The organism is Synechococcus sp. CCY 9618, from assembly GCF_019038415.1.
GTDB lineage: Bacteria > Cyanobacteriota > Cyanobacteriia > PCC-6307 > Cyanobiaceae > Cyanobium.
The window spans coordinates 23,207-48,577 of sequence record NZ_JAFKRG010000048.1; the positions used below are offsets into that span (position 1 = coordinate 23,207).

Annotated in this window: 32 protein-coding genes and 1 pseudogene; 16 read left to right on the forward strand and 17 right to left on the reverse strand. The window is 69.0% G+C overall.

The window, feature by feature from the left end:
- Nucleotides 1–46 precede the first annotated feature (46 nt).
- The 4 genes from KUG41_RS12010 to KUG41_RS12025 are packed head-to-tail and all read right to left on the reverse strand — an operon-like array spanning nt 47 to nt 5,361.
- Nucleotides 47–1,195, reverse strand: a complete 1,149-nt coding sequence (locus KUG41_RS12010; protein ID WP_216904397.1) for an ABC transporter permease — start codon at nt 1,193–1,195, stop codon at nt 47–49.
- Entirely contained in the window at nt 1,192–2,310 is a 1,119-nt protein-coding gene (locus KUG41_RS12015; protein ID WP_216904398.1) for an ABC transporter permease, read from the reverse strand. The genes KUG41_RS12010 and KUG41_RS12015 overlap by 4 nt, the downstream gene beginning before the upstream one ends.
- Nucleotides 2,307–4,283, reverse strand: a complete 1,977-nt coding sequence (locus KUG41_RS12020) for an ATP-binding cassette domain-containing protein (protein ID WP_216904399.1) — start codon at nt 4,281–4,283, stop codon at nt 2,307–2,309. The genes KUG41_RS12015 and KUG41_RS12020 overlap by 4 nt, the downstream gene beginning before the upstream one ends.
- Nucleotides 4,261–5,361 carry an HlyD family secretion protein gene (locus KUG41_RS12025; RefSeq protein ID WP_216904400.1) on the reverse strand — a complete coding sequence of 367 codons (1,101 nt, stop codon included), beginning with the start codon at nt 5,359–5,361 and terminating at the stop codon, nt 4,261–4,263. The genes KUG41_RS12020 and KUG41_RS12025 overlap by 23 nt, the downstream gene beginning before the upstream one ends.
- A 199-nt stretch (nt 5,362–5,560) precedes the next feature.
- On the opposite strand from KUG41_RS12025, the gene KUG41_RS12030 reads away from it, so the two are divergent.
- A complete protein-coding gene (locus KUG41_RS12030) occupies nt 5,561–6,154 on the forward strand; it encodes a MarC family protein (RefSeq protein ID WP_216904401.1) in 594 nt (197 codons plus the stop codon).
- Between the two features lie 24 nt (nt 6,155–6,178).
- Here the strand turns inward: KUG41_RS12030 and KUG41_RS12035 are convergent, their stop codons facing one another.
- On the reverse strand, nt 6,179–6,709 hold the full coding sequence (locus KUG41_RS12035; protein WP_216904403.1) for a hypothetical protein: 531 nt from the start codon (nt 6,707–6,709) through the stop codon (nt 6,179–6,181).
- Nucleotides 6,710–6,877: 168 nt separating this feature from the next.
- Nucleotides 6,878–7,282 (reverse strand): hypothetical protein, encoded by a 405-nt coding sequence (locus KUG41_RS12040; protein ID WP_216904404.1) that lies wholly within the window; start codon nt 7,280–7,282, stop codon nt 6,878–6,880.
- A gap of 29 nt (nt 7,283–7,311) precedes the next feature.
- Here KUG41_RS12040 and KUG41_RS12045 point away from each other — a divergent pair, with 29 nt between their 5' ends.
- The 6 genes from KUG41_RS12045 (at nt 7,312) to KUG41_RS12070 (ending at nt 11,439) form a co-directional block, all read left to right on the forward strand.
- The gene (locus KUG41_RS12045) at nt 7,312–7,854 is read left to right on the forward strand and encodes an isoprenylcysteine carboxylmethyltransferase family protein (RefSeq protein ID WP_254217208.1); all 543 of its coding nucleotides are present in this window, start codon (nt 7,312–7,314) and stop codon (nt 7,852–7,854) included.
- A gap of 125 nt (nt 7,855–7,979) precedes the next feature.
- Nucleotides 7,980–8,492, forward strand: coding sequence for a BCAM0308 family protein (locus KUG41_RS12050; protein WP_216904408.1), 513 nt, complete (start codon nt 7,980–7,982; stop codon nt 8,490–8,492).
- A gap of 63 nt (nt 8,493–8,555) precedes the next feature.
- Nucleotides 8,556–9,278, forward strand: a complete 723-nt coding sequence (locus KUG41_RS12055) for a superoxide dismutase (RefSeq protein ID WP_371734133.1) — start codon at nt 8,556–8,558, stop codon at nt 9,276–9,278.
- Between the two features lie 79 nt (nt 9,279–9,357).
- Complete coding sequence (locus tag KUG41_RS12060) at nt 9,358–9,774, forward strand: cupin domain-containing protein (protein ID WP_216904410.1); 417 nt, start codon at nt 9,358–9,360, stop codon at nt 9,772–9,774.
- Nucleotides 9,775–9,852: 78 nt separating this feature from the next.
- Nucleotides 9,853–10,563 (forward strand): hypothetical protein, encoded by a 711-nt coding sequence (locus tag KUG41_RS12065; RefSeq protein WP_216904412.1) that lies wholly within the window; start codon nt 9,853–9,855, stop codon nt 10,561–10,563.
- A gap of 75 nt (nt 10,564–10,638) precedes the next feature.
- On the forward strand, nt 10,639–11,439 hold the full coding sequence (locus KUG41_RS12070; protein WP_216904414.1) for a hypothetical protein: 801 nt from the start codon (nt 10,639–10,641) through the stop codon (nt 11,437–11,439).
- A 95-nt stretch (nt 11,440–11,534) separates the two neighbouring features.
- On the opposite strand, the gene KUG41_RS12075 is transcribed toward KUG41_RS12070, so the two are convergent.
- On the reverse strand, nt 11,535–11,750 hold the full coding sequence (locus KUG41_RS12075) for a Nif11-like leader peptide family natural product precursor (RefSeq protein ID WP_216904415.1): 216 nt from the start codon (nt 11,748–11,750) through the stop codon (nt 11,535–11,537).
- Between the two features lie 367 nt (nt 11,751–12,117).
- Between KUG41_RS12075 and KUG41_RS12080 the strand changes: the two genes are divergently transcribed.
- From KUG41_RS12080 to KUG41_RS12095, 4 genes are all read left to right on the forward strand, one after another.
- A complete protein-coding gene (locus KUG41_RS12080; RefSeq protein WP_216904417.1) occupies nt 12,118–12,477 on the forward strand; it encodes a 4a-hydroxytetrahydrobiopterin dehydratase in 360 nt (119 codons plus the stop codon).
- Between the two features lie 60 nt (nt 12,478–12,537).
- Nucleotides 12,538–13,245, forward strand: coding sequence for a VWA domain-containing protein (locus KUG41_RS12085; protein ID WP_216904419.1), 708 nt, complete (start codon nt 12,538–12,540; stop codon nt 13,243–13,245).
- Between the two features lie 119 nt (nt 13,246–13,364).
- Nucleotides 13,365–13,616: a DNA-binding protein gene (locus KUG41_RS12090; protein ID WP_216904421.1), complete on the forward strand. Its 252-nt coding sequence runs from the start codon at nt 13,365–13,367 to the stop codon at nt 13,614–13,616.
- A complete protein-coding gene (locus KUG41_RS12095; RefSeq protein WP_216904423.1) occupies nt 13,607–14,044 on the forward strand; it encodes a PIN domain-containing protein in 438 nt (145 codons plus the stop codon). Before KUG41_RS12090 ends, KUG41_RS12095 begins: the two co-directional genes overlap by 10 nt.
- A 22-nt stretch (nt 14,045–14,066) precedes the next feature.
- Here KUG41_RS12095 and KUG41_RS12100 read toward each other — a convergent pair whose 3' ends face one another.
- The 3 genes from KUG41_RS12100 to KUG41_RS12110 all read right to left on the reverse strand — a co-directional run bounded on the left by KUG41_RS12100 (nt 14,067) and on the right by KUG41_RS12110 (nt 15,437).
- A complete protein-coding gene (locus KUG41_RS12100) occupies nt 14,067–14,273 on the reverse strand; it encodes a Nif11-like leader peptide family natural product precursor (RefSeq protein ID WP_216904425.1) in 207 nt (68 codons plus the stop codon).
- A gap of 36 nt (nt 14,274–14,309) precedes the next feature.
- Nucleotides 14,310–14,837 (reverse strand): hypothetical protein, encoded by a 528-nt coding sequence (locus KUG41_RS12105; RefSeq protein ID WP_216904427.1) that lies wholly within the window; start codon nt 14,835–14,837, stop codon nt 14,310–14,312.
- Nucleotides 14,838–14,918: 81 nt separating this feature from the next.
- Nucleotides 14,919–15,437 carry a thermonuclease family protein gene (locus tag KUG41_RS12110; RefSeq protein WP_254217210.1) on the reverse strand — a complete coding sequence of 173 codons (519 nt, stop codon included), beginning with the start codon at nt 15,435–15,437 and terminating at the stop codon, nt 14,919–14,921.
- A gap of 261 nt (nt 15,438–15,698) precedes the next feature.
- On the opposite strand from KUG41_RS12110, the gene arsS reads away from it, so the two are divergent.
- Nucleotides 15,699–16,601, forward strand: coding sequence for an arsenosugar biosynthesis radical SAM (seleno)protein ArsS (gene arsS, locus KUG41_RS12115; protein WP_254217249.1), 903 nt, complete (start codon nt 15,699–15,701; stop codon nt 16,599–16,601).
- A 3-nt stretch (nt 16,602–16,604) separates the two neighbouring features.
- Here arsS and KUG41_RS12120 read toward each other — a convergent pair whose 3' ends face one another.
- Genes KUG41_RS12120 through KUG41_RS12130 form a run of 3 tightly spaced genes read right to left on the reverse strand, consistent with a single transcriptional unit; the run spans nt 16,605 to nt 19,553 of the window.
- A complete protein-coding gene (locus tag KUG41_RS12120) occupies nt 16,605–17,447 on the reverse strand; it encodes a DUF547 domain-containing protein (protein ID WP_216904431.1) in 843 nt (280 codons plus the stop codon).
- Between the two features lie 37 nt (nt 17,448–17,484).
- On the reverse strand, nt 17,485–18,810 hold the full coding sequence (locus tag KUG41_RS12125) for a hypothetical protein (RefSeq protein ID WP_216904432.1): 1,326 nt from the start codon (nt 18,808–18,810) through the stop codon (nt 17,485–17,487).
- Nucleotides 18,807–19,553, reverse strand: coding sequence for a glycosyltransferase family 2 protein (locus KUG41_RS12130; RefSeq protein WP_216904433.1), 747 nt, complete (start codon nt 19,551–19,553; stop codon nt 18,807–18,809). The genes KUG41_RS12125 and KUG41_RS12130 overlap by 4 nt, the downstream gene beginning before the upstream one ends.
- 217 nt (nt 19,554–19,770) lie before the next feature.
- Between KUG41_RS12130 and KUG41_RS12135 the strand changes: the two genes are divergently transcribed.
- Nucleotides 19,771–20,208, forward strand: coding sequence for an arsenate reductase ArsC (locus KUG41_RS12135; RefSeq protein ID WP_216904435.1), 438 nt, complete (start codon nt 19,771–19,773; stop codon nt 20,206–20,208).
- Entirely contained in the window at nt 20,205–20,336 is a 132-nt protein-coding gene (locus tag KUG41_RS15840) for a hypothetical protein (RefSeq protein WP_256438951.1), read from the forward strand. The genes KUG41_RS12135 and KUG41_RS15840 overlap by 4 nt, the downstream gene beginning before the upstream one ends.
- Here KUG41_RS15840 and KUG41_RS16160 read toward each other — a convergent pair.
- The 4 genes and pseudogenes from KUG41_RS16160 to KUG41_RS12145 all read right to left on the reverse strand — a co-directional run.
- Nucleotides 20,316–20,480: pseudogene (locus KUG41_RS16160) on the reverse strand (NUDIX domain-containing protein); the annotation flags it as partial. The gene KUG41_RS15840 and the pseudogene KUG41_RS16160 overlap by 21 nt on opposite strands.
- Nucleotides 20,447–20,662, reverse strand: a complete 216-nt coding sequence (locus tag KUG41_RS15655) for a hypothetical protein (RefSeq protein ID WP_254217212.1) — start codon at nt 20,660–20,662, stop codon at nt 20,447–20,449. The pseudogene KUG41_RS16160 and the gene KUG41_RS15655, both read right to left, overlap by 34 nt.
- 9 nt (nt 20,663–20,671) lie before the next feature.
- Nucleotides 20,672–20,830, reverse strand: coding sequence for a hypothetical protein (locus KUG41_RS15660; protein WP_254217213.1), 159 nt, complete (start codon nt 20,828–20,830; stop codon nt 20,672–20,674).
- A gap of 141 nt (nt 20,831–20,971) precedes the next feature.
- On the reverse strand, nt 20,972–23,218 hold the full coding sequence (locus tag KUG41_RS12145) for a glycosyltransferase (RefSeq protein WP_216904436.1): 2,247 nt from the start codon (nt 23,216–23,218) through the stop codon (nt 20,972–20,974).
- A 271-nt stretch (nt 23,219–23,489) separates the two neighbouring features.
- On the opposite strand from KUG41_RS12145, the gene KUG41_RS12150 reads away from it, so the two are divergent.
- On the forward strand, nt 23,490–23,645 hold the full coding sequence (locus KUG41_RS12150; protein WP_216904438.1) for a DUF2256 domain-containing protein: 156 nt from the start codon (nt 23,490–23,492) through the stop codon (nt 23,643–23,645).
- A 305-nt stretch (nt 23,646–23,950) separates the two neighbouring features.
- On the forward strand, nt 23,951–25,120 hold the full coding sequence (locus KUG41_RS12155; protein ID WP_216904440.1) for an SHOCT domain-containing protein: 1,170 nt from the start codon (nt 23,951–23,953) through the stop codon (nt 25,118–25,120).
- Nucleotides 25,121–25,371 lie beyond the last annotated feature (251 nt).

Below are 25,371 nucleotides of genomic sequence, written 5' to 3' on the forward strand. Positions count from 1 at the left end.
CAGGAACCGACCAGGTGATGACCGGATGTGACTGGGGCGAAAGGGCTCAGCTGAGCTGGCTGCGGAAGCGGGAGGCACTGAAGGCCATCAGTGCCATCGCCATCAGAAGGAGCGCCAGGGCATGGGGCCAGAGGGCCTCCAGTCCGACGCCTTTCAGCTGCATGCCACGCACGATGGTGATGTAGTGGCGCAGGGGATTGAGCAGGGAGAGGCTGCGGAAGAAGAGCGGCATGCTCTCGATCGGGGCGATGGCGCCCGAGGTCTGCACCAGGGGCAGATTGACGAAGAACGCCGTGAGCAGCACCTGCTGCTGGGAGCGGCAGACCGTGGCCAGCAGGGTGCCGATGCCGATGCCGACGAACAGATAGAGCCCTGACAGCAGCAGGAACAGGGGCAGGTTGCCGCGGAACGGCAGGCCGAACACCGTGCGGCCCAGCACCAGGGCCAGGGCCACGTCCACCTGCAGCAGCACGAACAGGGGGGCGATCTTGGCCAGCAGGATCTCCCAGGCGCTGGCCGGCGTCATCAGCAGTTGCTCCAGGGTGCCTGTGTCCTTCTCCCGCACCAGCGACACCGCGGACACCAGCGAGGCGATCAGGGTGAGCACCAGTCCCATCACCCCGGGCACGAAGAACCAGCTGCTGCGCAGTCCGGGGTTGTAGAGGAACGTCACCGCCGCCGTCACCGGTGGCGGGCGGGCCGGGGTTGCGGCGCTTTCCGGCCGGAAGCGGCGCAGGATCTGCTGGATGTAGCCGTTGGCGATGCCGGCGGTGTTGGCGTCCACTCCGTCGATGAACACCTGGACCTCAGCGGGACCTCCCTTGGCGAGGTCGCGACGGAAAGTCGGGGGGATCACCAGCCCCGCCGTGAGGCTGCCCCGCTCCACCAGGCGGGCCAGGTCCCGATCGGAGCGTGGATGGGCAGCGCCCAGGAACACCTGGTTTTCGGTGAGGGCCGCCACCAGTTCCCGGCTGCTTGCGCCCAGGGACTGATCCACCACCCCCAGGGGCAGGAAACGGACGTCGGGATTGAGGGCGAAGCCGTAGACGAGCAGCTGGAGGGTGGGAGGGATGAGCAGCAGCTTGACCAGCTGGCGGTCCCGCAGGATCTGCTCGACCTCCTTGCGCAGCAGGGCCAGGAAGCGGGTTCCCAGCAGCCGGTGGGCCCAGCTCCTCAGCAGCCGCAGGGGCCTCATCGGCCGGCACCTTCATCCAGCTGCATGGCCCCCAGGGAGCGCCGCGCGGCCGCGAACAGCACCAGGCCGCTTACCAGCACCACCAGCACGTCGAAGCCCACCCCGGGCCAGCCGATGCCGCGCACGTAGGCATCGCGGCTGATCAGGATGAAGTAGCGGGCCGGCACGATCGCCGAGACCAGCGACAGGGGGAAGGGGATGTTGCTCACCGGGTAGATGAAGCCCGACAGCAGCAGGGCCGTGAGAAAGCCGATCAGGGACACCCCCTGGACCGCCGCGTTCTGGCTGGCGCTGCGCACCCCCAGCAGCAGACCGAAGCACACCGCCGAGGCCAGATAGAAGCTGGTGCCCACCAGCAGGGGGGTGGGGTCGCCGGCGAAGCCGACTGAGAAGATCAGGCTCCCCAGGCCCATCACCACCCCGGCCATGGCGCCCCCCACCAGCAGGTAGGCCAGGCCCTTGCCCAGCAGCAGTTCGCCGGCGCCGATGCCGGAGGCGTACACCTGCAGGATCGTCTGCTTCTCCTTCTCCCGCACCATGGCGATCGCCGCCAGCAGGGAGGGGAAGATCCACAGCACCACCGCATACACCCCTGGAACGATGTAGAGGGATTCCTTGCGCCCCGGGTTGAACCACAGCCGGGTGCGGGCCTGCACCGGCGGTGTGGTGGCGATCAGGCCCTGATCCTGCAGGAAGAACTCCGTCGTGGCCTGGATGCTGTTGCGGATCACCCGGGCGTTGTTGGCATCGGTGCCGTCCACCAGCACCTGGAGGGTGGAGGCCTTGCCGGCCTTGAGGCGACGGCTGAAGTCCGGCGGGATGATCACGGCGGCCCGGGCGCGGCCCCGGTCGATCGCCCCCACCGGATCGTCGCCCCGCCAGCGGCTGGGGTGGAACTGGTCGGTGGCGAACAGCCGGTCGGTGTACGAGCGGCTGAGGGGACTGCGATCCAGATCCTGCACCACGATCGGGATGTCCTTGGTCTCCAGCCGGATGGCGAAGCCGAGGATCAGCAGGCTGAGCAGGGGGAGCAGGAAGGCCAGGCCCAGGGTGAGGCGGTCACGGCGGAACTGCAGCAGCTCCTTGACGCACTGGGCCCGGATGCGGCTGCTCACGGCGGCGCCCCCGCCGCCCGCTGCACGGTGCCGATGAGGGCGTCCTCGAGGGAGAAGGGGATGGCGTGCAGGCTCTGGATGCGGATCTCCGCCTCGTCCAGCAACCGGCGCACCTCCTCCAACTCCGGTTCGGCCGTGTCCAGCACGAGGTGGAGCCGGTCGGCGAAGATGCCCACCCGCCAGGGCTCCCAGCGGCGCCGCAGCAGGTCGGCGGCCCGCTGGGTGTCTCCGGGAGGCACCAGCAGTTCGTAGAGATGGCCGGGCTGGGCGGCCTTCACGGCGGTGGGGGTGCCTTCGATCACGCTCCGCCCGGCCACCAGGAAGCAGACCCGGTTGCACTGTTCGGCTTCCTCCAGGTAGTGGGTGGTGACCAGGATCGCGGTGCCGGCCCTGGCGAAGTCGTTGATCAGGCCCCAGAACTGCCGCCGTGCCACCGGATCCACCCCTGAGGTGGGCTCATCGAGGAACAGCACCTCCGGGTCATGCAGCACCGCCGCCCCGAAGGCCACCCGCTGCTTCCAGCCACCCGGCAGCTGGCCTGTGGCCATGTCCCCCCGGCCTTCCAGTCCGCAGCTGGCCAGCACCCAGTCGATCCGCTGGCGCCTCAGGGCGCGGGGGATGGCGTAGACCCCGGCGTAGAAGGCCAGGTTCTGGCGGATCGAGAGGTCGTCGTAGAGGGTGAACTTCTGGCTCATGTAGCCGATCCGCCCCAGCAGCTCCCGGCTGCGCAGCCGGCTGGTCTGCCCCGCCAGCGTCACCTGTCCGGCGCTGGGCTCCAGCAGGCCGCAGAGCATCTTGATGGTGGTGGTCTTACCGGCTCCGTTGGCTCCCAGCAGGCCGAAGATCTCGCCATAGCCCACCTCCAGATCCACCTGCCGCACCGCCTCGAAGCTGCCGAAGCGCCGGGAGAGCGCCCGGGCGGCGATGGCCGGATCCGTCCGCTGCCGCCGTTCCCCGGAGCGGGGAAAGGCGAGGGGCTGGGGCTGGGCACCCTCCTGCCGCAGCCGGGTGACGAAGACGTTCTCCAGGGTGGGGCTGGTGATCTGCAGGTTCTCCAGGGTCAGCTCCCGGCGCTGAAGCAGGTCCCGCACCTCGGCCACGCCCCGGTCCGCGTCGCGCACCAGCACGTCCAGCCGGTCGCCGAAGGTCTGCACATCGACGATGCTGCCAGGCCCGTCGGGGTCTCGGGCCGCGGCACCCTCCAGCAGGGCCGCGGCCTGGGCCCGCTGCGTGCAGCGGAGCTCCAGGCGGGTGAGGCCCAGCCCCTGTTTCAGTGCTTCCGGGGTGCCGACCTGGCGGATCCGACCGCCATGGATCAGGGCGATGCGATGGCACCGCTCCGCCTCGTCGAGGTAGGGGGTGGCCACCAGGATGGTCACAGTCTCACCGGCCAGCCGGGCGAGCACATCCCAGAACTCACGGCGGGACACCGGATCCACCCCGGTGGTGGGCTCGTCCAGCAGCAGCACCTCGGGGCGGTCGATCAGGGCGCAGCAGAGGGCCAGCTTCTGCTTCATGCCACCGGAGAGCTGGCCCGCTAGCCGGTCCCCGAAGGCCCCCAGTCCCATCTGCGGCAGCAGCTGCCGGCTCCGTTCCTCGATGTCCCCTTCGGCCACCCGGCGCAACCCCGCCACGTAGCGCAGGTTCTCCTCCACGCTCAGATCGGGATAGAGGGAGAAGCTCTGGGTGAGGTAGCCCACCCGGGAGCGCGCCTGACGGGGTGGCTGCCCCAGCACCCGCACCGTGCCGGCGCTGGGGTTCAGCAGCCCGGCCAGGATGTGGAAGGTGCTGGTCTTGCCGGCGCCGTCGGCACCGATCAGGCCGAAGATCTCGCCGGCCTCCACCTGAAAATCGATGCCCCGCACGGCCTCCAGGGCCCCGTAGGCCTTGTGGAGAGCTTCCACGTGGAGCACAGGATCGGCACCTCCGGCGAGCGGCGGCCCGGCAGGCTCAGCGGGTGAGGATCTCGGCATCGGCGGGCATCCCGGGTTTGGCGTAGCCGCCCGGGGTGGTGATGGCCAGCTTGACGCCGAACACCTGCCGCACCCGGTCCTTCTGGAAATAGATGTTCTCGGGAGTGAAGGAGGCCTGGGCATCGATCTCCGCCACCCGGGCCGCCAGAGGCCGGTCGGGGGCGGAGTCGAGAAACACGCGGGCCTCCTGGCCGGTGCGGACCAGGCCGATGTCTCCCTCCGGGATGAAGCCACGCAGGTAGACCGTGGCGGGATCCAGCAGGGTGAGCAGGGTGCGTCCGTTGCTGACCACCGCGCCCGGCTCCACGCTGCGGGCGATCACCACGCCGCGGATCGGAGCCTTCACCGTGAGGTAGGCCATCTGGGCGCGGATCTGCTGCTCGTCGGCCAGGGCGGCCCTCACCAGGGCGGCAGTGGTCTTCTGCTGGGCGCGGGCCTGGTCGAGCTGCCGGCGCAGGGCTTCCAGCTGGGCGCCGCGGATGGCCGGGTTGTAACTGCTGGTCTCGGCAAGCGTGAGCGCTCCGCGGGCTGCCTCCACTTCCCGTGAGAGGGCCTGCACGGCGGCGGCGGCGCTTTCGTAGGCCGTGCGGTCCTGGTCACGGGTCTGGCGGGAGGTGGCCCCTTCCCGGGTGAGCTGCTCGGTGCGCTCTGCCGTGACCTGGGCCAGCCGCAGCCTGGCCTGGCCTTCCTGCAGCCGCGCCTCGGCCGTGGCCAGGTTGGCCCGGGCCTGCAGCAGCCGTCCCCGGTTGTCCTCCTCGGCCTGGGCCCTGTTGAGGAGGGATTCGTCGATACGACTGCGGGCCACTTCGATCTGGGAGCGGGCCTCCAGCTCCTGCTGGCGGGCTGCGGCCAGCCGGGCCTGGGCTCCCCGCAGCTGGGCCCTGACCTCGTCGTCGTCAAGGCGGACCAGCAGCTGGCCAGGCACAACCACGTGGCCTTCCCGCACGGTCACGGCGGCCACCCGGCCGTTGACCCTGGCCCCCACGTCCGTCTCGTAGCCCTCGATGCGGCCGCTCAGCCGCAGCACCCCGGCGGTGGAACGACCCATCAGGAACCAGCCCGCCAGGCCGAGGGCCATCAGGGCGGCTCCGCCTCCGATCAGAAGCCACTTCCGGGAGGATGGCCGGGGCAGCCGTTGCGGCAGTCTGGGACGGGGGAGCTGGACGTCGATCGGCGGCACGGCGATGGATCGATCCTGATGCCAGGGGAGGCCGGGGGGCGAGCTGGCCCCCTGCTCCGATGATGGCCCGTGATCTCCTGCCATCCCCGGGATAGCCATGTCCCTCATCAACACGGCCGTCGGCCTGCTGGCGATCAGCTCGCCGATCGGCCTGCTGCCGGTGGTGGTGGAGGCGGGTGGCGGCAACCCTTTGCGGATCCGCCGCATCAGCCGGCTGGCGGTGCTCACCTTCCTGTGTACCCTCATCGCCGCCTGCTGGTGGGGCCAGGCCCTGCTCGATCTGTTCGCCATCACCCTGGAGGCGTTCCGGGTCGCCGGGGGGCTGATCCTGCTGCCCATCGGCCTGCGGCTGATCGATGGCCGGGAAGTCAGCCATGGGGTTCTGGATGGCACCGAAGACAGCGCCGGTGTGGTGCCGATCGGCCTGCCGCTCCTGGCCGGTCCGGGTGCCATTTCCCTGGTGGTGGCCGATGCCCCGCCGACCTGGAGCGGCAGGCTCGCGCTCAGCGGTGTGATCGTCCTGCTGGCGATCGCGATCTATCTGCTGCTGATCGCCTCGATGCCGCTGCGCCAGGCCCTCGGCAACCTTCAGGAGAAGGTGATCAGCCGGCTGATGGGGCTGCTGCTGAGCGCCATCGCCGTGCAGATGCTGGTGAATGGCCTCAGGGGATGCTTCCCGGTGCTGGCCTGAGCGCCTTGGCGGGCCCTGCCGCGTTCAGAGGCGCACCAGTCTGGAGGTCGCGGGAAGCCCCTCGAAGGGGTCGATCGTCAGCTCCGCGTCCAGAAGGCTGAGGACGTCCTGGATGACGGCGGGCTTGGTGGCCACCCAGACGAAGCCCTCGCTGGGTGCCTTCCGGTGGGGGTCCCAGAGGCAGAACTGGGGATGCTGCTTGTACATGCGGGTGGCGAGCGGAACCAGGAAGCGGGTCTTGGGGAAGTGATCCTCTCCGTGATCGAAGGTGAGAACGATGGCGAACTCCAGCTCGCCGTCGGCCGTGTAGCGGTCCGTGCGGGTCTCCCCTTCCGATCCTGCAAAGGGGGAGAGCCGGTACTCGACGTATTTCCGGTGAAAGGGATGGTTCTGTTCCTTCCAGGTCTTGCCTTCCATCCCCAGTTCGGCCGCCAGTTCGGTGAGCAGCAGGTAGGAGTGGCTGCGAAGGGCCTCCTGCACCGCGACCGCCCTGGTGTCCTGAAGCCGCCACCGTTCCGCCAGCTGCTCGTAGCGGTTCATGGTGGCGCCGTTCACTTTCTCACTTTATCGGCGCTCTTTGCGTTGGAAAGGGCAGCTCTCCTTTCGCCGGGCCGGTGCCCGTCAGGGGGACGGCAGGGAGTGGGGGGAGACCGCAGCAGCAGGGATCCGAAAGGTCGGAACGGCCGCGGTCAGCATGCTGCAGCATTGCGGCGACCCCGATGGTCATGAGCGCTCACTGGGTGTACTCTTAAGGACCAGTGAAGCGACGGCCATGGATCCTGTGAGCCCAGTGGCGCAGTTAGCGGTAGCCGCCATCAGCGGGGCCGCCTTTCTGATCTCGATGGCTGTGATGCCTTTCCCCCAGACCAGCACGGATTCTTCCGCCGGCATCTCCCTGCCCTCCCAGGCGACGTCCACGACAGCCAAGCCTCGCAGCAACATCTTCTCCACCGTGGTGAAGTAGGCCCCGGATTCTTCGTCCTTGCAGGTCGGTCGCTCCGTACGCGCCCGCAGATCAGCATCATCACCTCGCCACGGGGGCCCAGTCGACCGGTTCACGATCCCGGCGTTGACAGGCCTACCAGTCCAGCGATCACTCACCCGCTGAACCCGGGACTGCCTCAGCATGGAAGCTGATGCCGTCCAGAGAGGTCGCCATGCCGAATGTCCTGACCGAAAGGCTCAGCAGCTGGGGGTTTTCCTGGGCAGGGCTGAGAGACAACCGCCACGGGGAATGGTGGCTGATCGCCCAGATGGGGCTGATCCTGGCCCACCTGCTGCCCGCCACCCCATCCCCCGCCTCCCTGGGGCTGCACTGGCCCCTGGCCGTCCGCTTCATCGGTCTGGCGGTCTTCGCCGTTGGACTGCTGCTGGGGGGGCAGGGGGCCCTGAACCTGGGCGCCAGTCTCAGCCCTCTTCCGGAACCGATGGCAGGCGCCGATCTGGTGACCAGCGGTGCCTACGGGCGCTGCCGTCACCCGCTCTACCAGTCCCTGATCCTCTGCTCCCTCGGGGTCACCGTTGCCCTGGGCAGCCTCCTGCATCTGGGCCTGTTGCTCGGCCTGATCTGCGTGCTGGGCGGCAAGGCGCGTCGGGAGGAAGCCCGCCTCTGCCTCATCCACCCGGATTACGCGCGCTACCGCGGCACCACTCCCGCGATCCTGCCCGGTGTGCCCTGGCTCGACTGGCGCTCGGCCTGAACAGGCCCCGGGCAACGGCAAGGGCCCCTCTGGCTCTGGAGCCGGTCCGTGAAGCTGCGTGGAATCGTCACCTGCTCGCCTGCCGGCCTGCCTATGGATGGGGAGAGGTTCTCCTGGAAAGTCCGATGGCCCATCCCTATCCCCAGGCCGGCCACAGCGGCCACCTGGCCCGCCACGACGGCATGGAGTCCGGCCATCGCTCCGATCCCTACCGGGAGCCGGGGAAGGTGGAGGAGCCCAGTGTCTGTCCCGACTGCGGAGCCAGCGTGCACGCGGGCCGCTGGACATGGCAGCCGGCCCAGCCGGGGGCGGCGTCCCACCGCTGCCCGGCCTGCCGGCGGACCCAGGACGGGATGCCGGCCGGCGAGCTCACCCTGGAGGGGCCGTTCCTGACGGCCCATGAGGAGGAGATCCTCAGGCTCCTGGATCACCCGGAGTCGCGCATCCGCCGGGAGCATCCGCTGGAGCGCCGGATGGCGATGCGAAACGAGGCCGACCAGGAGCGGATGGTGCTGAGCTTCACCGGCACCCACGTCACCCATGGGGTGGCCGCGGCCCTGCTGTCGGCCTTCGCCGGGGAGATGCAGGCGGCCTGGCCGGAGGGGGGCGCCCCGCTGCAGATCCGCTGGAGCCGTTGATCGTCGTCAGTTCCTGAGGCCGTGGGCCGATTAGAACCGAAGCTGACGGTCGCCGATCTGTTGATGGCTCTGCTGCCTGTACGGCGCTTCCTGAAAGCCTGCTGCCTCACCTTTCTGTTGCTGGCCCTGGTCCTGGTGACGCCGGGAGTGGCCATGGCGGCCCAGACGCTGCCGCCGCTGCCCTACCCGGCCGATGCCCTGGCCCCGGCGATCGATGCCACCACGATGACGATCCACCACGACCGCCACCATGGCGCCTATGTGGCGAATCTGAACGCCCAGATCCCGGCCCATCCCGAACTGGAGACGCTCCCTCTGGAGGACCTGCAGCGCCGGATCTCCCGCTATCCCGCCGCGGTACGGAACAATGGCGGCGGCCACTACAACCATTCCCTGTTCTGGAATGTGATGGCGCCCCCGGGCCAGGGTGGAGCCCCGTCGCCGGAGCTGGAGGCGGCGATCACCGTGGCCTTCGGCTCGGACGAAGCGATGCGGGAGCAATTCGCCCGGGCGGCGGCCGGCCGCTTCGGTTCAGGCTGGGCCTGGCTGATTCGCCGGTCCGACGGCACCCTGGCGATCACCAGCACCGCCAACCAGGACAATCCCCTGATGGACCTGCCGGACATCGAACCGGGCACCCCGCTGCTGGGCCTGGACGTGTGGGAGCACGCCTATTACCTCAACTACCAGAACCGCCGGCCTGACTACATCGCCTCCTGGTGGCCGCTGGTGAACTGGGCGGCGGTGAGCCGGCGTTTCGCCGACGCCGGCGCCAGTGAATCCTGACAACCGACATTGTCGGTAGCAGATGCGACCCTGCACCGGTAACTCCGTCGCGAATATTCACAATATTGGTGTGATTGTCATGGGCCTGTCCCGCACGGTCGAACTGCTTCCCCTGGATCGATCCCTCCACGGTGAAGCTCTCTTCTCCTCCCCCCTGGCCAGCGACGAAACTCTGATCGCGGAGATCGGCTGCGGCGATTCCTTCGAGCTCTTCTGCCACCGCTTCCAGACCGACCAGTTGCTGGTGCTGCGAGGGGCGATCGATCTGGTGGTGCTGCAGAACCGTCGTCTGCGGCCCATTCCGCTCCGGGAGGGCGACGGCACCTGGGTGCGGATTCCGCCGGGGGTGCCCCACGGCGCCATCAACCGAGGCCGGATCCCTGCCCTGCTGGTCAACGCCGTGCTGCGCCACGGCCCCAGCGATCCCCGGGATTACCGGCCCCTGCCGGTGCCGGCAGGGCTGCGCAGCCAGTGGCGCAAGCTGTCCCTGGCCTGATCCTTGCCGGCCGAGGGTCTTGTTGACGTGGTGGTGAGAGGAGCGGTAGGCTGATTCTGAAAAATTAATGGAATCCAGGTGAAAGCCACTGGTCTGCTGGCCTCCGCCCTCTCAGCCGCGGTCCTTGTCCTGGTGGCCCAGGAGCGGGCCAGTGCCGTTCTGGTGTACGAACTGGTGGAGCTCGGCGACGGATCCGTGCGATTGACAGTCAGTGGTTCGCTCTCCAACCTTCCCGCCCCGACCCTGGGGCCCAAGTTCTGCGGAAGAGGCGCCACCGTCGGCTACGTCGGCCAGGGGGGTCTCTGCACCGGTGCCGAAGTCGCGATTCTTGATTACTTCTATGCGCTCTCCGGTCCGACCTCCCTGCCGGTCACCGGGGCTCCCTTAGCTGACGCCGCTGGAGGAGATCTGCCCACATACCTGGATCTAACTGAGGCGGCTCCTCGCCTCTACGCTGGTTTCGGACCGGACCAGAATTTCCTTTACGGCATCATTCCCTCCGGCCAGCCCATCTCCTCAATCTCTTCCTTCAGCGCCACCACCTTCAGGGATCTGGGGCTCGATGGCCTCACAGCTCCGCTCCCGCCCCTGGTCTGGAGCATCCTGAATGCTCCAGACCCGAATGCCATTGACACGGTGGAGCTGCGAATCATCCCCTTCTCCAGGAATGGAAGCGGCAATCCCACCAGCGTGCCCGGTCCCCTCCCCCTGGCAGGCGGAGCAGCCGCCTTTGCCTGGAGCCGCAGGCTGCGCGCCCGCCTGCGCAGTTTCTCCTCCCCCCGGGCCTGAGCCGCAGTTGCCGGTGGTTTTCCGCCGAAGTGACTGCCGGTCCCATGGACCCGTGACCCGACCTTCAGTCGCCTCATGACATCCCTGGGCCAGGCCATGGGCGCAGCGGCCGTGAGTCTGTTGCTGGTCTTCGCGGCCTCCCTGCTTCCCGCTCTCCTCTCGGTTCAGCTGCTGGAACCGAAGTGGCAGCAGACCCTGGCAGGTCTCCTGATCGGCAACGCCCCCCTTGCCCTCGTGGCTCTGATCCTGCTGCACCTTGCTGTGGTGGTGTCTCCCGAGGAGTCCACCTTCAGGCAACGCCGGGACCGATTCTCCCGCTGGGCCGCCCTGGCCACCCTCGGCTACCTGTTGCTCCTGCCCCTGCAGATTTCAGCCACGTCGCGGGTTTTTGGGGGTGAGAGCCGTGACAGCGCCCAGCAGCTGGCCACGGTCCTGGCCCGGATCGATCAGCGCCGGCAGGCCACGGAAGCGGCCACCGGCCCCGAGGATCTGCAGCGGCGCCTTGTGGCGGTGGGATCTCCACCCCTGCCACCCAACGCCCTCTCCAGGCCCCTGCCCGAGCTGAAGGCTCAGATGCTGGCCGTTCTTCAGCAGGCCGAGAACCAGGCACGCACTCAGTTCCGCCCTCCCGGAGAGCGTCAGACCACCCTGCGCGTTGCCCAACTTCTGCGTGATGTGATCTCGACCCTGGCCCTGGCCATGGGCTTCGCCGCCTTCAGCCGGCGGCGGCGGGCGTCACGACCGCTGCTCGAGGAGGCCCGGCAATGGTGTCTGCCCCTGCATCGGTGGCGGCTGTGGCAGCGGCGAGCGGGTGGGCCCGGGGCGGATGCCGATTACTTCGACCGGCTCAGCCAGTCGCAGCAGGAGGAACCCTGAGCCGGCTGGCCCTCCAGAACTCAGTTCCCTGGCCCCCCGGAGCTGACAGGACCACCCTCTCGCTGCGAGCCGGTGGCTCACCCGCTCGCGCCCGCTCAGTTGTATTCGCCGGGGATGTCCTGCTTGGTGACCTTCACCCGCCCCACCTTCTGGCCGGAGAGCCGCAGTAGTTCATCGCCGGAAAAGGCGTAGCCCCGGCCGGTGGCGATCAGGGCCACGTCGTCAGCGGTGGCGGCGGCGAGCACCTCGTTCCGCAGGGCCTGGTCAGCCTGCATGCGGGTCAGGAAGGCCCGGGCCTGATCGAGGCTCATGAATCGGGCGTGGATGGGAGAGCTTCCAGAATGCCTCAGGGCTGGGTGTCTTCCTTACAGATCCGGGGAAACCCCAGACCAGAGCGACGTGACGCTGGTTGAGCTCACCATTCCGCCGACACTTCAGGCAGGCGCGCCCGATGCAGTTCTGCTCTTCGCCTGCCTCGATTCGGATGGCAGTGATCCCCCGGGCCATGGCGACATCCTCTTGGTCCAGGTCCAACCTGGAAAAGCGGTGACGGAGCCTCAGCCGGCAGCGGGCGGCTGGCCGCATCGACAGAAGCACCTATCCGCAGAAGCACCCATCGGCCCGGACGCCGCTTCGGCGGGAATCCTGGCCAGAGTGGTGGGTGTGCAAGGAGGGGCCATGGCCCTGGCCAACGAAGCCTGTCTCCCCTGCCGGGAGGGGGCGCCCACCCTCACCGACCGGGAGCTCGCCGCCCTGATGGGGGAACTGCCCGGTTGGGAGGTGATTGACCATCACCATCTGCGCAAGGGCTGGCGGTTCAGGGATTTCCTCTCGGCCCTCCACTGGGTGAACCGGGCGGGAGCCATCTGCGAGGAGCAGGGCCACCACGCCGAGTTCAGCCTCGGCTGGGGCCATGCCGAAGCGGTGATCTACACCCATAAGGTGGACGGGATCACCCGCGCCGACGCGGTGCTGGCCGCCCGATTCGAGGCCATGGAGCCGAAGGGCCCCTACGCCGCCTTCGTCACCGACCGCTGAATCCCGTCCTGTCCAGGCGGGGCGAACGGGCCCGACCGACCGCGGCCCCTGCGGCCCGCGGTGGCGTCCGATGGCGCCTCCGTTCTGAACCTGCTCATCAGCGTCTCCCCGCCGCCCCTCAACCTGGCCCTGGTGATCGATCGTTCCGGCTCCATGCACGGCCGCAAGATCAGCTTCGCCCGCAAGGCGGCCCGTTTCCTCGCCGGTGAACTCTCGACCCGCGACCACCTGGCCATCATCAGTTTCGATGACCAGGTCGATCTGGTGGTGCCTTCCCGGGCGGTGGGGGACCCCCAGCCTTTCCTGGCGGCGATCAACCGGATCGTTTCCGGTGGCAGCACGGCCCTCTCCGACGGCCAGGCGAATGCGGGGCTCACCGATTCCAGGGCGATTGCCGATCGGGTGTCCGGCCTCACCCAGCACGGGGTGCGCACCAGCGCCTTCGGCCTTGGCGTCGATTTCGACGAAGACCTGATGGGCTCCATCGCCGCCGCCGATGATGGCACCCTGGCCCACATCGAAAGCCCCCAGGTGCTCTCCGATCTCCATGCCTCCGAACTGCGGGGGGCTGGCGACCACGGTCGGCCGGCGGGTGAGCATCGTGGCCGTACGCCTGCGCCTTCCCGCCTGGAGTCCCAACCAGGAGCTGCTCAGCGTGCGGCTGGCCTGGGACGCATCGGATGGGGGCGAACGCCAGAGCTTCAAGGCGCTCCTGCAGCTGCCGGTGCTGGGCGCCGCCGAGGTAGCGGAGCTGGTGGCCGAGGATGAGGCGGTGGCGATTTCCCCTGGCCGCTGCCCTTTTGCCGCAGGATTGCTGCTCGGTGCCTGCGTTGCCCGGGTTGCAGGAAGGGGCGCCATAACATCGCAGAACGCCGTGCAGAGGGGCGATGGCCGAGCTCGTGGTCAGGGACGTCGACGATGCCATCGTGCGGGCCCTCCGGCGACGGGCCGACATCCATGGCCGCAGTGAGGAAGCCGAGCACAGGGCCATGCTGGCCTGTGCGCTTCAGGCCAGGCCCTGCAGCAGCCTGGCGGAACTGCTGAGCGCCATGCCCCCCGTGGGACGGGATGGGGATTTTGAACGGCTGCCACAGCCATCCGATGCCTTCGAATCTGCAGCAGAGGCACCATGTACCTGATCGACACGGCGGTGATCAGCGAGGCCCGAAAGGGAGACCGGGCCCATGCGGGGGTGCGCGCCTTCTTCGAGGAAGTCCAGCACGACCATGTCCCCCTGTTTCTGGCCACGATCACGGTGGGGGAGCTGAGCCGGGCCGTGGCGTTGATGCGCCATCGAGGCGAGGAGCACGAGGCCCGGCAGATGGAGGAGTGGCTTCAGCAGCTGGTGCAGGACCATGGGGAGAGCCTGCTGGGTCTGGATGCCCGGTCGGCCCAGCTCTGGGGGCAACTGCGCGCTCCCCATCCAGAGCACGTGATCGACCAGCAGATCGCCGCCATCGCCCTGGTCCATGACCTGACGGTGGTGGCCCATCGGACGCCGGCCTTCCGCGACACTGGAGTCCGGGTGCGGGACCCGTGGCTGGCCGGCGGCGCTCAGCAACCCTGAGCCTGCGGTTCGGCGATCGTCCTCAGCTGCCGTGGGGCCACTCCGCCCGCTTCATCACCACGCCGGCGCAGGTGGCCCTGTGAAGGGTGAAGACCCCGAAACAAAAGCCCAGCTCTTCGGCAATCGCGACAATGGCGTAGGGGTCCGCTCCCCTGAGCCGGGAGCGCAGCTCGGGTGAGCAGGACACTCTTTCAAGGAAGAGATCGAGCTGGTCCTGTTCCTTGTCCACCGCATCCCCCTTGACAGGGAGAAAGTGTATCTGTGGCTACGAAAGCACCGGCTCCAGTTCCGGCGGCAGGCCGGTGGCGAGCTGGAGGCTGCTCCAGCGGCCTTCGATGCTGCGGCCGTCCGGCAGGCCGAGCCGCATCCATGCGGCGCCCATCGAGTCGACGAGCTCCAGGTGACGGACCCGGGGCCGGAGGGCCGCCAGGAAGCCGGGCAGCCAGTCCATCACCTCCCTGATCCTTCGGCTGTCTTCCCCGCTGTCGTCGAAGATCCCTCCGTGGGGGAGCCGCAGGAAGACCCGGCATCCGGGCTCCACCCGTTGGTGATAGAAGGCATGGCTGTTCATGCCGTGACCCCAGAAGCCCATGGTGAGGTAGCCCTCGGGTGCTTCCTCCAGGAAGTCGGTGATCATGCTCTGCACCGTGTACAGCAACCCCCTGGCCTCCTCACTGCCGAACAGCTTCTGGTCCATCCAGTGCATGGGCTTGCCTGACAGCAGGTCCCGGGGCAGCGGGACGCCGATCCGTTCGGCATAGAGAGCCTCGAGGGTGCTGAACGGCCTTGGCATCGATGGGTTGGGCGGGGATACAGCCAATCCTCGCCAGGGTCGATCCCTGGCTGAGCATCTTCATGCGAAAAACGGCCTGCGTCAGTGCAGGCTCTCGCAGGCCTCCCCAACCCCGTTGGCATCCAGATCGCTGTGGCCCTGGCGCAGCAGTGGCTGGGCTCGGGCATGGGAGCCGCCCCGTCCCCGCCGGAAGTCCCAGGGCCGTGTCAGGCCCCCCGGCACCCCCCAGACGCCGAGCCCCTGGCGGCGGGCTCGGTCCTCGGCCCCCAGGTAGGCACCGGCATCACAGGGGCCCAGGTAGCGGCGATAGGCGAAGGCCAGGCCGGCCTCCACCAGCGCCAGATTGATGTTGGTGTCGCTGAACACCTCAGCCACCGTGCGTCCGATCGGCAGACGCCGCTGCAGGGCCTCCCGGGCCTGCTGGCCGTAGGGGCGCTGGGCGGTCTCCGGGGCGTCGATGCAGGCCAGGCGGATCGTGATCCGCTGCTCCCCACGGCGCACCCGCAGGGTGTCACCGTCGCCGATGGAGAGCACCCTGGCCTGGAACGCCGGGGCCGCCGAGCCTGCCCCCGGCAGGGCCAGGAGGATCAGCAGCAGCAAGGACGGCCGCCTGGGCCCGAGCATGCTTTGGAGGAGGTGTGTGAAGAGACGTTCCGGCGGCGGAGCTTCCGGCAGGTTGACAGTCGAGCGCCCCGGGCGACCCCTGTCGGTGGGGAGATCCATCCGATCCTGTGGCCCACCGGTACTCGCCAACAGTGCCAAAGCGACACGCACGACACCATGTCAACGACCGCACGCCAGGGCGCTGGCGCCAAGGGCGACCAGATCCACCCCGGGAGCACACCGACGCGGTTCCCGCCGATGCGTCGAGGGACGCTCACCACCCTGCAGGTGAATCTCGGCTACCGCTGCAACCAGGCGTGCAGCCATTGCCACGTGAATGCCTCGCCGGCGCGCACCGAATCGATGGACGACGCCACCCTGGCGCTGATTCCGGAGGTGCTGGAGGCCCGGGGCCTGGGCTGTCTGGATCTCACCGGCGGCGCCCCCGAACTCCATCCCCGATTCCGGGAGCTGGTGGTGGCGGTCCGGGCGGCGGGCGTCGAGGTGATCGACCGCTGCAACCTCACCATTCTCTCCGAATCCGGCCAGGAGGATCTGGCTGCTTTCCTGGCTGAGCACGGCGTGACGGTGGTGGCTTCGCTGCCCTGTTATTCCGCCGACAACGTCGATCGCCAGCGGGGGGATGGGGTGTTTGCGCGCAGCATCGCCGGCCTGCACCAGCTCAACGCCCTCGGCTACGGCGAGCCGGGGTCCGGCCTGACGCTGGATCTCGTCTACAACCCCCAGAATCCCGTGCTGCCCCCGCCGCAGGCGGCGCTGGAAGCCGAGTACAGGCGGGTGCTGGCGAGCGAGTTCGGCATCGTTTTCAACCGTCTCTATGCCCTGAGCAACATGCCGATCCAGCGTTATGCCTCCGTGCTGCGCGCCCAGGGACAGCTGGAGTCCTATCTGCACCTGCTGCGCACCAGCCACCGGGCGGCGAACATGGATCTGGTGATGTGCCGCAGCCTGATCAGCGTCGACTGGCGGGGCTTCCTGTTCGACTGCGATTTCAACCAGCAGCTGCAGTTGCCGGCCACCAGCCGTCATCTGCGTGACCTGCTCAGCCATGACATCCAGGGGGAACCCATTGCCGTGGCCGACCACTGCTTCGGCTGCACGGCCGGTGGTGGTTCCAGCTGCGGCGGGGCCCTTGGCTGATGCCTAGCGGCGGTTCAGGGACCAGTCGTAGGGGAGGTTGCTGAGGTTGTAGTCCCCCGTCAGCAGGAAGGCGCGATCATCGGCATTCACGTGGTCGGCGATGAAGAGCAGCACGGCGCTCTGGTTGCCATGGTTGGGGACGGAACCGCCGCTGCCAGGGGCCTTTGTCCAGTCCTGGCCAAACCACTGGAAGATCGCCGAGATCTTCACCGTCCCTGCCCCGCGATCAATCACCAGGCCGTGGGGGCCGGCCAGCCAGCGGCGGGTCTGATCCTCCAGCTGGGCGTTCAGCTGCGGGCCGGTGTAGGCCTCCCGGCGCAGGGGCGGGCAGCTGATCGCGGCGCAGACCAGGGCGGCATGGATGCGCGGCTCGCTGAAATCGCGGCGCAGGATGTTGTGCTCGATGGCATCGAGGCTGAGCTGGCGGCCCATCACGGTGTGGGTGCGCACCTTCCAGACCCCGAAGATGTCCCGGATGCTGGCCTTGATGGGCCTGTGTTCGATGATCGATTGCAGGGTGATCGCGTTGTAGGCATTGATCAGGAAGGCGATCTGATCCTGTGGGGGCCAGGCCGCGTAGCTGGCAGGGCTGACGGCGGCGACCCGGCGCAGGTACGTTTTCAGCTGGCTGGGGTTGTTCTGCAGGGCCCGGTAGTTGACCAGCCCCTGGTCGTCCACATAGATCCGCAGCAGCGCGGTCAGGTCGGCCGGGTCGGGAGCCGGTGTGGCCGCGGTGGCCGCGTCGGCAACCGATGGAGGACTGGAGAGAGGGGTGGCCTGGCACCCCGAGGCCAATCCCAGGATGGAGGCCAACAGAAGGGGGGCGGCCGATCGCTGCAGGGCCATGGCTGGGACGGGGCAGGGCGTGCTGGAGGTACCCGCGTCAGACGCGATCGGATGGGGCAGCGGCTGACGTGGTCGCCGGCGCTGCGGAGCGTGCCTGCCTGGCACTGAGCAGGCAACCGAGGATCAGGGGCAGCCAGAGACCCCAGCGCTCGGGTTCCGTCAGCATCCATTGCGGCGCCCGGGACGGCAGCACGAAGTAGAGGAACGCCGAGAGGCTGACCAGCCGGGCTCCCCAGTTCTGATCGGGGACGGCGAACGGCAGCAGCCAGAGGAAGTACCAGGCGTGCACGATCGGCGAGAGCAGCAGCAGGGCCAGCCAGTAGCCCCAGGCGAAGTCGCGCAGGCTGCGGCTGAAGGCGAGCAGCAGCACCACCGCCAGGAGCAGGGCCAGCCCGTAGGGCGCATTGGATCGCAGGGTCCAGGGCCAGACCTGGCCCACCAGGTGGGGAATCCACTCGGCGCTGCGGCCACGGGTCATGAACACCGAATCGGTGGGCAGCAGCCGCCAGGAGCCGCCATGGCCGAAGGCCAGGCTTGAAAGAACCAGGGGGAGCAACCCCAGCATCCCGACCAGACCCGCCCGGACGGGGCGTCCCTGACGCAGGCTCTGCCAGATTCCGTAGCCCAGCAGGGGCATCGACACCCACTTGAGTGCGACGCTGATGCCCAGCAGAAGCGTGCTCCACAGCCAGGGCCAGGGCAGCCCACGGCCGAGCCTCCCTTCCGCCACCAGCCAGCCCGCCACCAGCGGCAGGAGGAACCAGCTCTCGTAATGGCCGCCACCGCTGACGGCGTAGATCGCCAGGGGGTTCCAGGCATAGAGGGCCGCCCGCTGGATGCCGAAGCTCTTGCTGAGCAGGGCGCACAGGCCCAGATCCGCGACCAGGAAGGTGGCCTTGAACAGCAGGACGGCGGGGGCGATCGCCGCCAGTCCCCGGAAGCCGAGCTGGGCGAGGGGCGGATAGATCGCCGAGGTGTCGGGATGGTTGATCAGCGGCCACCAGGCGGTGCGCAGGCCCGAGAGGACCGGGGCCTCCGGGGGCAGGAGGTAGGGGTTGAACCCCTGGTTCTGGATCAGGCCCTCCCAGAGGTAGCGCCAGATGTCGTCGCCAGGCTCCATGGCAAGCACCACCAGCCGGCAGGCGATCGCCACGCTCCAGAACAGCAGGGATGGGATCCGGGGCAGGAACCAGGAGAGGACGAATCCTGTGCCCATCACGGCCGCTGACCCCAGGAAAGGGGCCAGGTTGTCGGCCTGAAGCAGATCGCCATGGGGTTGCAGACCGATGGCGCCCGCCAGCAGCAGTCCGCCGCTGGCCAGCGGCAGGGTCCAGAGCCTTGGCCCGCCAGGAGCTGGGCTCATCGCTGCCCTGTTGGCCTGGACCGGATCAGCCTGCGCAGATCACCGGCCCTCCTGCCCAGATAGAGCTTCAGCAGGGTCGCCAGGATCACGAGCCCTGCCTGGCCTCCTGCCCGCAGCCTCCCGGAGATCTTCGATCGCCCGGCCCGGCGGCGGTGGCAGCCCATCGGCAGCTCAGCGATGCGGAGGCCCCGCTCGATGGCCTTCACCTGCATCTCGATCGTCCAGCCGAAGCCCCGGTCCTGCATGGCCATGGCCTCGAGGGCGTCGCGACGAATCAGGCGCAGGGGACCCAGATCCCGGTAGCGATGGCCCCATCCCAGGGCGATCAGCGTGGTGGCCAGCCGGTTGCCCCAGCGCTGAACGGCCGTGAGGGCAGCCGTTCCCTCCAAGGTGGCGGTGCGGTCGGCCAGCAGCAGGTCGAGGTCGTGGCGGCCGGCCAGAAAGGGGCCCAGCCGTTCCAGTGGATCGCTGCCGTCGCCATCGCAGAACAGGACCCACGCCACGGCGTCGTCGAGATCCTGGTAGCCCCGCCAGCAGGCCCTGCCGTAGCCGGCCAGCGGTTCCTCCAGAACCGTTGCGCCTGCCTGGCGGGCCTGCTCGGCACTCCGGTCCCGGCTGCCGTTGTCGACCACCCGGATGCGCTCCAACCCTGCGGCGCGCAGGCCTCTCACCACCTCCGAGATGGTGGCCTCCTCATCACGGACGGGGATCACCGCCTGAATGGCTCCGTCCTCCGGGTTCATGGCGCAGTGGTCTTGGTGAGGAACGCCCTGAAGCGGCCCGGTACCCAGGTTGTACCGCTCAGACCGATCAGTGGATCCCGGCTTGGCACCATCCAAGCCCGGCCTTCGCCGGTAGAGCGTGAGACATGTTTCCGCGACGTTGTCCGCCGGACCGATGAACGACCCCTCAACCAGCCCTCCCGATACTGCCGCAGGAATCGCCGACACCCCGTTTCCAATGCGGGTGCTCTTCGTCTGCACCGGTAATTCGGCGCGCAGCATCATGGCCGAGGCGTTGATGGAGGCTCTCGGCGCAGGAGCGGTGGTGGCCGCCAGTGCCGGCAGCCATCCGACGGGGAGGGTCCATCCGCTGGCGCTCGCGCAGATCGCCCTGTTGCCCGTCGATCCGTCCCGTTTCAGCAGCAAGAGCCTGGAGTGCGTCCTGGCCGGCAGTTCTCAACCCTTTGATCTGGTCATCACTGTGTGTGACAATGCCGCCGGATCCTGCGGGACGCTCCCCGGGGATCCCGCCCGTCTGCACTGGGGTCTGAGCGATCCAGCCGCTCTCCGGGATCCGGCGGAGGCGCAGCGGGCTTTTGCAGCCTGTTTCGCTGATCTGCGGGAGCGGATCTCCCTGTTGATGCCCGATCTCCCCAGGCCTGCAGGCGATGGATGAGGGTTCCCGGCCGCAGCCTTCGGCGCAGGCCCGGCGCCCGCCTTGAGCTGGATCAGGAAGGCATCTGTGATCACCCGGCCGCGCTGGGAGCGGCCAGGGGCATCGAAGACATGGCGATCGGCGATTGAGCCCTCCAGCACCGGCTTCGGCACCTTGAGGCCCGTCTCCTCCAGCAGCTCCCGCAGCATCCCCTCGACCACCTGCTCCTGCTGGTTGAAGTAGCCGCCGGGGAGGGCGATCAGCCCCTGGCCGGGCCGCACCCGGCGGCGCACCTGCCGGAGCCGGTGAAGTAGGCCTGGCGGATGCCGGTGGAGTGGATGTCGCCGCGCAGGGCCACGTCTTCGAAGTCCCACTGGGGGAAGAGTTCGAGGTAGTAGCTGGTGCGGTCCTTGCGGTGCCCCACCAGCAGCACCCGGTCGCTTTTGTCGGTGGCGGCCAGCACCTTCCGCTGCACCTCCGCCAGCTAGAGATTGTCCGAGTAGAGGTGATCGCGGATGGGGATCACCTCCACCCGCCGGGCGAGCGCGGCGGGGAGGCCGGCGCGGATCATCGCCTCCCGATCCTCGCTGCTCCAGGGGTTGCGGGTGTCGGGGGCGCAGCGGCTGCTGAAGATGCCCTTCATGGAAGGGCTGGAACCGTCCGATGAGGACGGCGACCTCGTGATTGATGGTCAACCTCAGAATCCCTGGGATGAGACCCGCCTCAACGACAGGTCTTGTTGATTTAGCACGAGTCCGAAGGATTGGCAGCCCTTTCGTTATGCTCAGCCCACTGGCAGGCGGATGGGCAGGGTGCTGCGCCGGAACCAGCCCTGGGCCGGCACCACCGACAGCAACCGGCCCAGTACCACCAGCAGGGCGAGGGGCTCGAATGGCGCCTGGCGGGTGGGCCAGAGGCCGGGGGAGCCGTACAGAAGGGCCTGCAACCGCCGGCGCTGGGCCCCCGTCTGCGCCGCCCAGTCGGCTCCCAGGCGCCAGCCGCTTACCTTCCGGTGCACGCAGCGCACCGCCAGCCGCCAGGGCTGGGAGGAGCCGGCTCCCGGCCAGATCAGTTCGCAGCTGCCCCCCTCTGGCACGAGCCCGTAACCGGCGGCGGCCGGGGACAGCTGCAGCTCCAGACCCCTCTCGCTGATGGCCCGGATCCGCACCGGAAGGGGCCCGGCGGCCGTGGCCAGCCAGGGGCCGCCGGGGGCGCTGAGGGCGGTGGGGGCCGGTTCGGGCCGGAACCATGGGTGCGCGTCGTCCGGCAGCCGTTCCCAGCAGCAGCGCAGGGCCGCCACGAGAGCCAGAGCCGAGAAGCCGCTGGCGGCCAGGCCCGCCGCCAGGGTGGAGATCGAAAGCGGTGCCAGTGCCCCCGGCCGCAGGGGCACACCGCCCACCAGCAGGGCCAGGTTGAGCAGTTGCAGGGCCAGCAGCAGCACCAGCGGCGCCACCAGAGCGGCGGAGGGACCGGCGGCGAGGCCCTGCACAGACTTGGCCGTGACCTGGAAGGAGCGGGGCCGGCCGACCGCCGTGGCCAGCACGGCGCGGCAGAGGGGAACCAGGAACACCCAGCGGTACAGCTCCGGCATCAGGGCCGAACGGGCCCCCCTGCTCAGCCAGCCCACCAGCAGCAGCTGGGCCAGCACGAAGGGCAGGGCGGCGCTGAGCCAGCCGGAGCCGGCGATCACGATCGGTGCCACGCCGAACACGCCCAGGCTGAGGGGCATCAGCAGCAGCACCAGCTGTGGGATGACGTTGAGCCAGTGGAGGATGCCCTCCATGTAGGCCAGGCGTTGCAGGGGGGAGAGGCCCGGGATGGTGAGGGGGCTGGCGCCGGTGCGCAGGGTCTGCAGGGTGCCGCTGGCCCAGCGGCAGCGCTGGGTGGCCATGGCGGCCAGGGTGAGGGGAGTCAGGCCGGCGCTGAGCTTCTCGTTGACGTAGACGTTGCGGTAGCCGGCGGCGGCCAGGCGGATGCCGGTGGCCAGATCCTCCGAGGGGGTTCCGATCTCGAAGCCCCCCACCCGCTCCAGGGCCGAGCGGCGCATCAGGAACGAGGTGCCGGCGCAGACCACCGCCCCCACCGCCTGGCGGGTCGGTTCGATCCAGCGGTAGAAGTACTCCTCATCGGGCATCAGCCAGCGCTCCAGCCGCAGGTTGCGAATCACCGGGTCGGCGGTCATGTACGTCTGGGGTGTCTGCACCAGGCCCACCCGGGGGTCGTCGAACAGCCCCACGGTTCTTTGCAGGAAGCTGCGAAGCGGCACCACATCGGCGTCGAACACCGCCAGCAGGTCGCCCTCCAGCTGGGGCAGGGCCGCGTTCAGGTTGCCTGCCTTCGCATGGCGGTGCACGGGCCGGCTGAGGTAGCGGCAGCCCAGCCGCTGGCACAGGGCCGCCAGTTCCGGCCGGTCCCCGTCATCCAGCAGCCATGCCGTCAGCCGGGGGTAGTCGATGGCCAGCACCCCCCGCAGGGAGCGCTCGATCAGCTCCACCGGTTCGCCGCAGCAGGGCACCAGGGCATCCACTGCCGGCAGGCGGCGGGGATCCCGGGCGATGGTGCTCTGCAGAGCCCTGGCGGCCTGCTCGCTCTCGGTCTCCACCGGCGGCTGGGCGAACAGGGCCAGCACCAGCTGCAGCAGGCCGATCCCCAGCAGCATCAGTTCGGCGGCGAGCATCGTCAGGCTCAGGGCCGCCGCCACGGGGGTGTCCAGGTTGAGGGTGCTGCCGGCCCGCCAGAGCAGATAGCGGAGGGCGAGCACCAGGGTGACGGCGATGGCGCTGCGGCGGGCGGCGACGGGCAGGCTCTGCTCGGGGCGGCGGGTGAGGACGATCCCCCAGAGCAGCACCGAGGCCGCCGGCAGGGCCAGACGAATACCGCCGTCGGTGCCGGGCCAGAACTCCGCCGCCAGAGCGAGCAGCGGCACCAGGGCCCAGACGGCCGGCAGGCCGATGGCGGCGACACCCCTGGGGCCGGACCGCCTGCCGCGACGGGCCGGAGCCGGTACGGCGGTGGGTGTGGGGCAGAGCATGGGGCAGCGAGGTCAGGTCGGTTCTGGCAAGTACCGCCGGACCGGCCGCGCGGATTCACCTCCCCCGTGGCCGCAACGGAGGAGCTGAGGACTCCCGGGGCGGAAAGCCCCCTTCGGTATCACTCGAACCGTTGATCCGCAGACGACGATCCCCCCGCTGCCCCGGTCAGGTGCAAAGGATCAGGTCCCATCCCAGAGGCCTATCTTTTTGGAAGGACGCATCGATTTGCGGCCTCTCAGGCCGCATCCACGCCAACGGTCTGCCGCTTTCATGCCCCACCACGCCGATCGCCCCTCCAAGATCTGCGCCTCCTGCGGCCGACCCTTCCAGTGGCGTCGCAAGTGGAAGGCGGTGTGGGAGCAGGTCCGCTACTGCTCAGAACGCTGCCGCAACGCCTCCCGACGGCCGGAGCGGCGGCAACGCTGATCGGCGTTGTCCTGGGCCGAGAGCAGTGGGTGATAGCTTGAAAAATCAGAAACAGAACGATCTTCCGGATCAGTCGTGCCGACCGATCCTCCGGCGTCATCTGCCCCAGCCGCAGCGCCGGACACCTCCCAACTGCGCTCTTCCAGGCGTCGTCCACCCGCGGGTGGGTCCGTTTTCTGCTCCCGTAGGGGCGTGATCAGGGCCACCGCCATGACCTGACCCGATGGGAACACCACGGGGAAGGCCGCGAGGCCGCATCGCTGTTTCCAGCACTCCTTTCCACTGACCAGAGACCCTCCCACGCCATGGAACAGATCACCGAGGCAGGCCTGAAGATCGCCGGCGACCTGGCCCGCCAGTACGGCTTCAGCCAGGACGCCGTCGCCCACATGATGCTGGCGATGCAGCGCGGCCGAGGCGGCATGGCCCAGTTCGACCATCCTGAGTTCGCCGGCTCCGGCCAGTGGATGCGGGGGGGCATGCTGATGCTCGGCGACATGTTCAACCACAGCCTCAAGGCCCGGGTGGATGGGTTGTGCCAGGCGATCTCGATGCAGCTCTCCCACCACCAGCCCCAGCCGGTCAGCGCTGGAAGCTTCCAGGCCCAGAGCAGTGGCGGATGGGCCTCGGCGGCATCGATGCCCGCCATGGCTCCCATGGCCCCGATGGCCGGGGGTGCGGAGCCCCTGTTCGTGCCCGATCCGCGGGACACCTGGTGGCCGGCCGAGCTGGGCACTCCTACGGCGATGGGCTCCCAGAACGACATGAGCTACGCCTTCTTCCCTGCCGCAGGCCGGCTGGCGATCCAGTCGAACGGCCAGGTGTCGCTGTACGACACGGGTCACCATCAGATCGCCGGCGTGTCCCAGCAACAGGGCTCCGGTGGGTCTGTGATGTTCGCCACTCCGGCTGGCACGGTGAGTCTCTCCAGCCTGTCCTCGGTGGGCGGCGGCAGTCAGCAGCAGATGAGCCATGGCGGCAGCCAGCAGCAGACCTCCGGCATGGCGGCGATGTCGATGCAGCCGATGGGGATGGCGCCCATGGCCGGATTCGAGAGCTGGTGGCCCGCGGAACTGGGCAGCCCCAGCGCCACCGGCGCCCAGAACAACCTGCGCTATGCCTGGTTTGCCGACTCAGGTTGTCTGGCAGTGGAGCAGGACGGCTCCCTCCGCCTGCTGGATGCCCGCAACCAGCCGATTCAGGGCATCGCCTCGGCCGGCGGAAGCTCCGAGGTGTGCTTCACCACGCCTGGCGGCATGGTGAGTCTCTCGAACCTGCCGCCGTTCTCTCCGCAGCAGCCCGCAGCGCCATCGGCTCCAGTTCCGGCCGAATCGGTGGCAGCGGCCGGCGCCTCCGCCCCTTCCACCGGCGATGTGATCAGCGCCCTGGAACGTCTTGGCGAGCTGAAGGCGAAGGGCGTGCTGAGCGAAGCGGAATTCACGCAAAAGAAAACGGAGCTGCTGAGCCGGCTTTGAAGAGCGGATGCCTGATGGTCTGCAGCCCTTTCTCGACGGGCCGCTGCGACCAGGACGGCGGCTGGAGCGCGGTTTCTTCATGCCTTCACGGGCCCTGGACACTGACCAGCGAGGCGACGGGGACGCAGGGGATCCGCGTCGCACATCCTGTGTCGGGCTGAGCCTCTGCGCACGACTGGCGGCCGGGCCGATGACGACGGCTGAGCTCGCCGCCGGCTTCAGTCTCCAAGCTCCGCCGGCCAGGGGGCGCT

Coding starts and splice junctions, on each gene's coding strand:
- KUG41_RS12010 (WP_216904397.1), bottom strand. CDS start 1,195: ATGAGGCCCCTGCGGCTGCTGAGGAGCTGGGCCCACCGGCTGCTGGGA.
- KUG41_RS12020 (WP_216904399.1), bottom strand. CDS start 4,283: ATGCCGAGATCCTCACCCGCTGAGCCTGCCGGGCCGCCGCTCGCCGGA.
- KUG41_RS12025 (WP_216904400.1), bottom strand. CDS start 5,361: ATGGCCCTCGGCCTGGCGGGCTGGTTCCTGATGGGTCGTTCCACCGCC.
- KUG41_RS12030 (WP_216904401.1), top strand. CDS start 5,561: ATGTCCCTCATCAACACGGCCGTCGGCCTGCTGGCGATCAGCTCGCCG.
- KUG41_RS12040 (WP_216904404.1), bottom strand. CDS start 7,282: ATGCTGAGGCAGTCCCGGGTTCAGCGGGTGAGTGATCGCTGGACTGGT.
- KUG41_RS12045 (WP_254217208.1), top strand. CDS start 7,312: ATGCCGAATGTCCTGACCGAAAGGCTCAGCAGCTGGGGGTTTTCCTGG.
- KUG41_RS12050 (WP_216904408.1), top strand. CDS start 7,980: ATGGCCCATCCCTATCCCCAGGCCGGCCACAGCGGCCACCTGGCCCGC.
- KUG41_RS12055 (WP_371734133.1), top strand. CDS start 8,556: ATGGCTCTGCTGCCTGTACGGCGCTTCCTGAAAGCCTGCTGCCTCACC.
- KUG41_RS12060 (WP_216904410.1), top strand. CDS start 9,358: ATGGGCCTGTCCCGCACGGTCGAACTGCTTCCCCTGGATCGATCCCTC.
- KUG41_RS12070 (WP_216904414.1), top strand. CDS start 10,639: ATGACATCCCTGGGCCAGGCCATGGGCGCAGCGGCCGTGAGTCTGTTG.
- KUG41_RS12075 (WP_216904415.1), bottom strand. CDS start 11,750: ATGAGCCTCGATCAGGCCCGGGCCTTCCTGACCCGCATGCAGGCTGAC.
- KUG41_RS12080 (WP_216904417.1), top strand. CDS start 12,118: ATGGCCCTGGCCAACGAAGCCTGTCTCCCCTGCCGGGAGGGGGCGCCC.
- KUG41_RS12090 (WP_216904421.1), top strand. CDS start 13,365: ATGGCCGAGCTCGTGGTCAGGGACGTCGACGATGCCATCGTGCGGGCC.
- KUG41_RS12095 (WP_216904423.1), top strand. CDS start 13,607: ATGTACCTGATCGACACGGCGGTGATCAGCGAGGCCCGAAAGGGAGAC.
- KUG41_RS12105 (WP_216904427.1), bottom strand. CDS start 14,837: ATGCCAAGGCCGTTCAGCACCCTCGAGGCTCTCTATGCCGAACGGATC.
- arsS (WP_254217249.1), top strand. CDS start 15,699: ATGCGTCGAGGGACGCTCACCACCCTGCAGGTGAATCTCGGCTACCGC.
- KUG41_RS12120 (WP_216904431.1), bottom strand. CDS start 17,447: ATGGCCCTGCAGCGATCGGCCGCCCCCCTTCTGTTGGCCTCCATCCTG.
- KUG41_RS12125 (WP_216904432.1), bottom strand. CDS start 18,810: ATGAGCCCAGCTCCTGGCGGGCCAAGGCTCTGGACCCTGCCGCTGGCC.
- KUG41_RS12130 (WP_216904433.1), bottom strand. CDS start 19,553: ATGAACCCGGAGGACGGAGCCATTCAGGCGGTGATCCCCGTCCGTGAT.
- KUG41_RS12135 (WP_216904435.1), top strand. CDS start 19,771: ATGCGGGTGCTCTTCGTCTGCACCGGTAATTCGGCGCGCAGCATCATG.
- KUG41_RS15840 (WP_256438951.1), top strand. CDS start 20,205: ATGAGGGTTCCCGGCCGCAGCCTTCGGCGCAGGCCCGGCGCCCGCCTT.
- KUG41_RS15660 (WP_254217213.1), bottom strand. CDS start 20,830: ATGAAGGGCATCTTCAGCAGCCGCTGCGCCCCCGACACCCGCAACCCC.
- KUG41_RS12145 (WP_216904436.1), bottom strand. CDS start 23,218: ATGCTCTGCCCCACACCCACCGCCGTACCGGCTCCGGCCCGTCGCGGC.
- KUG41_RS12150 (WP_216904438.1), top strand. CDS start 23,490: ATGCCCCACCACGCCGATCGCCCCTCCAAGATCTGCGCCTCCTGCGGC.
- KUG41_RS12155 (WP_216904440.1), top strand. CDS start 23,951: ATGGAACAGATCACCGAGGCAGGCCTGAAGATCGCCGGCGACCTGGCC.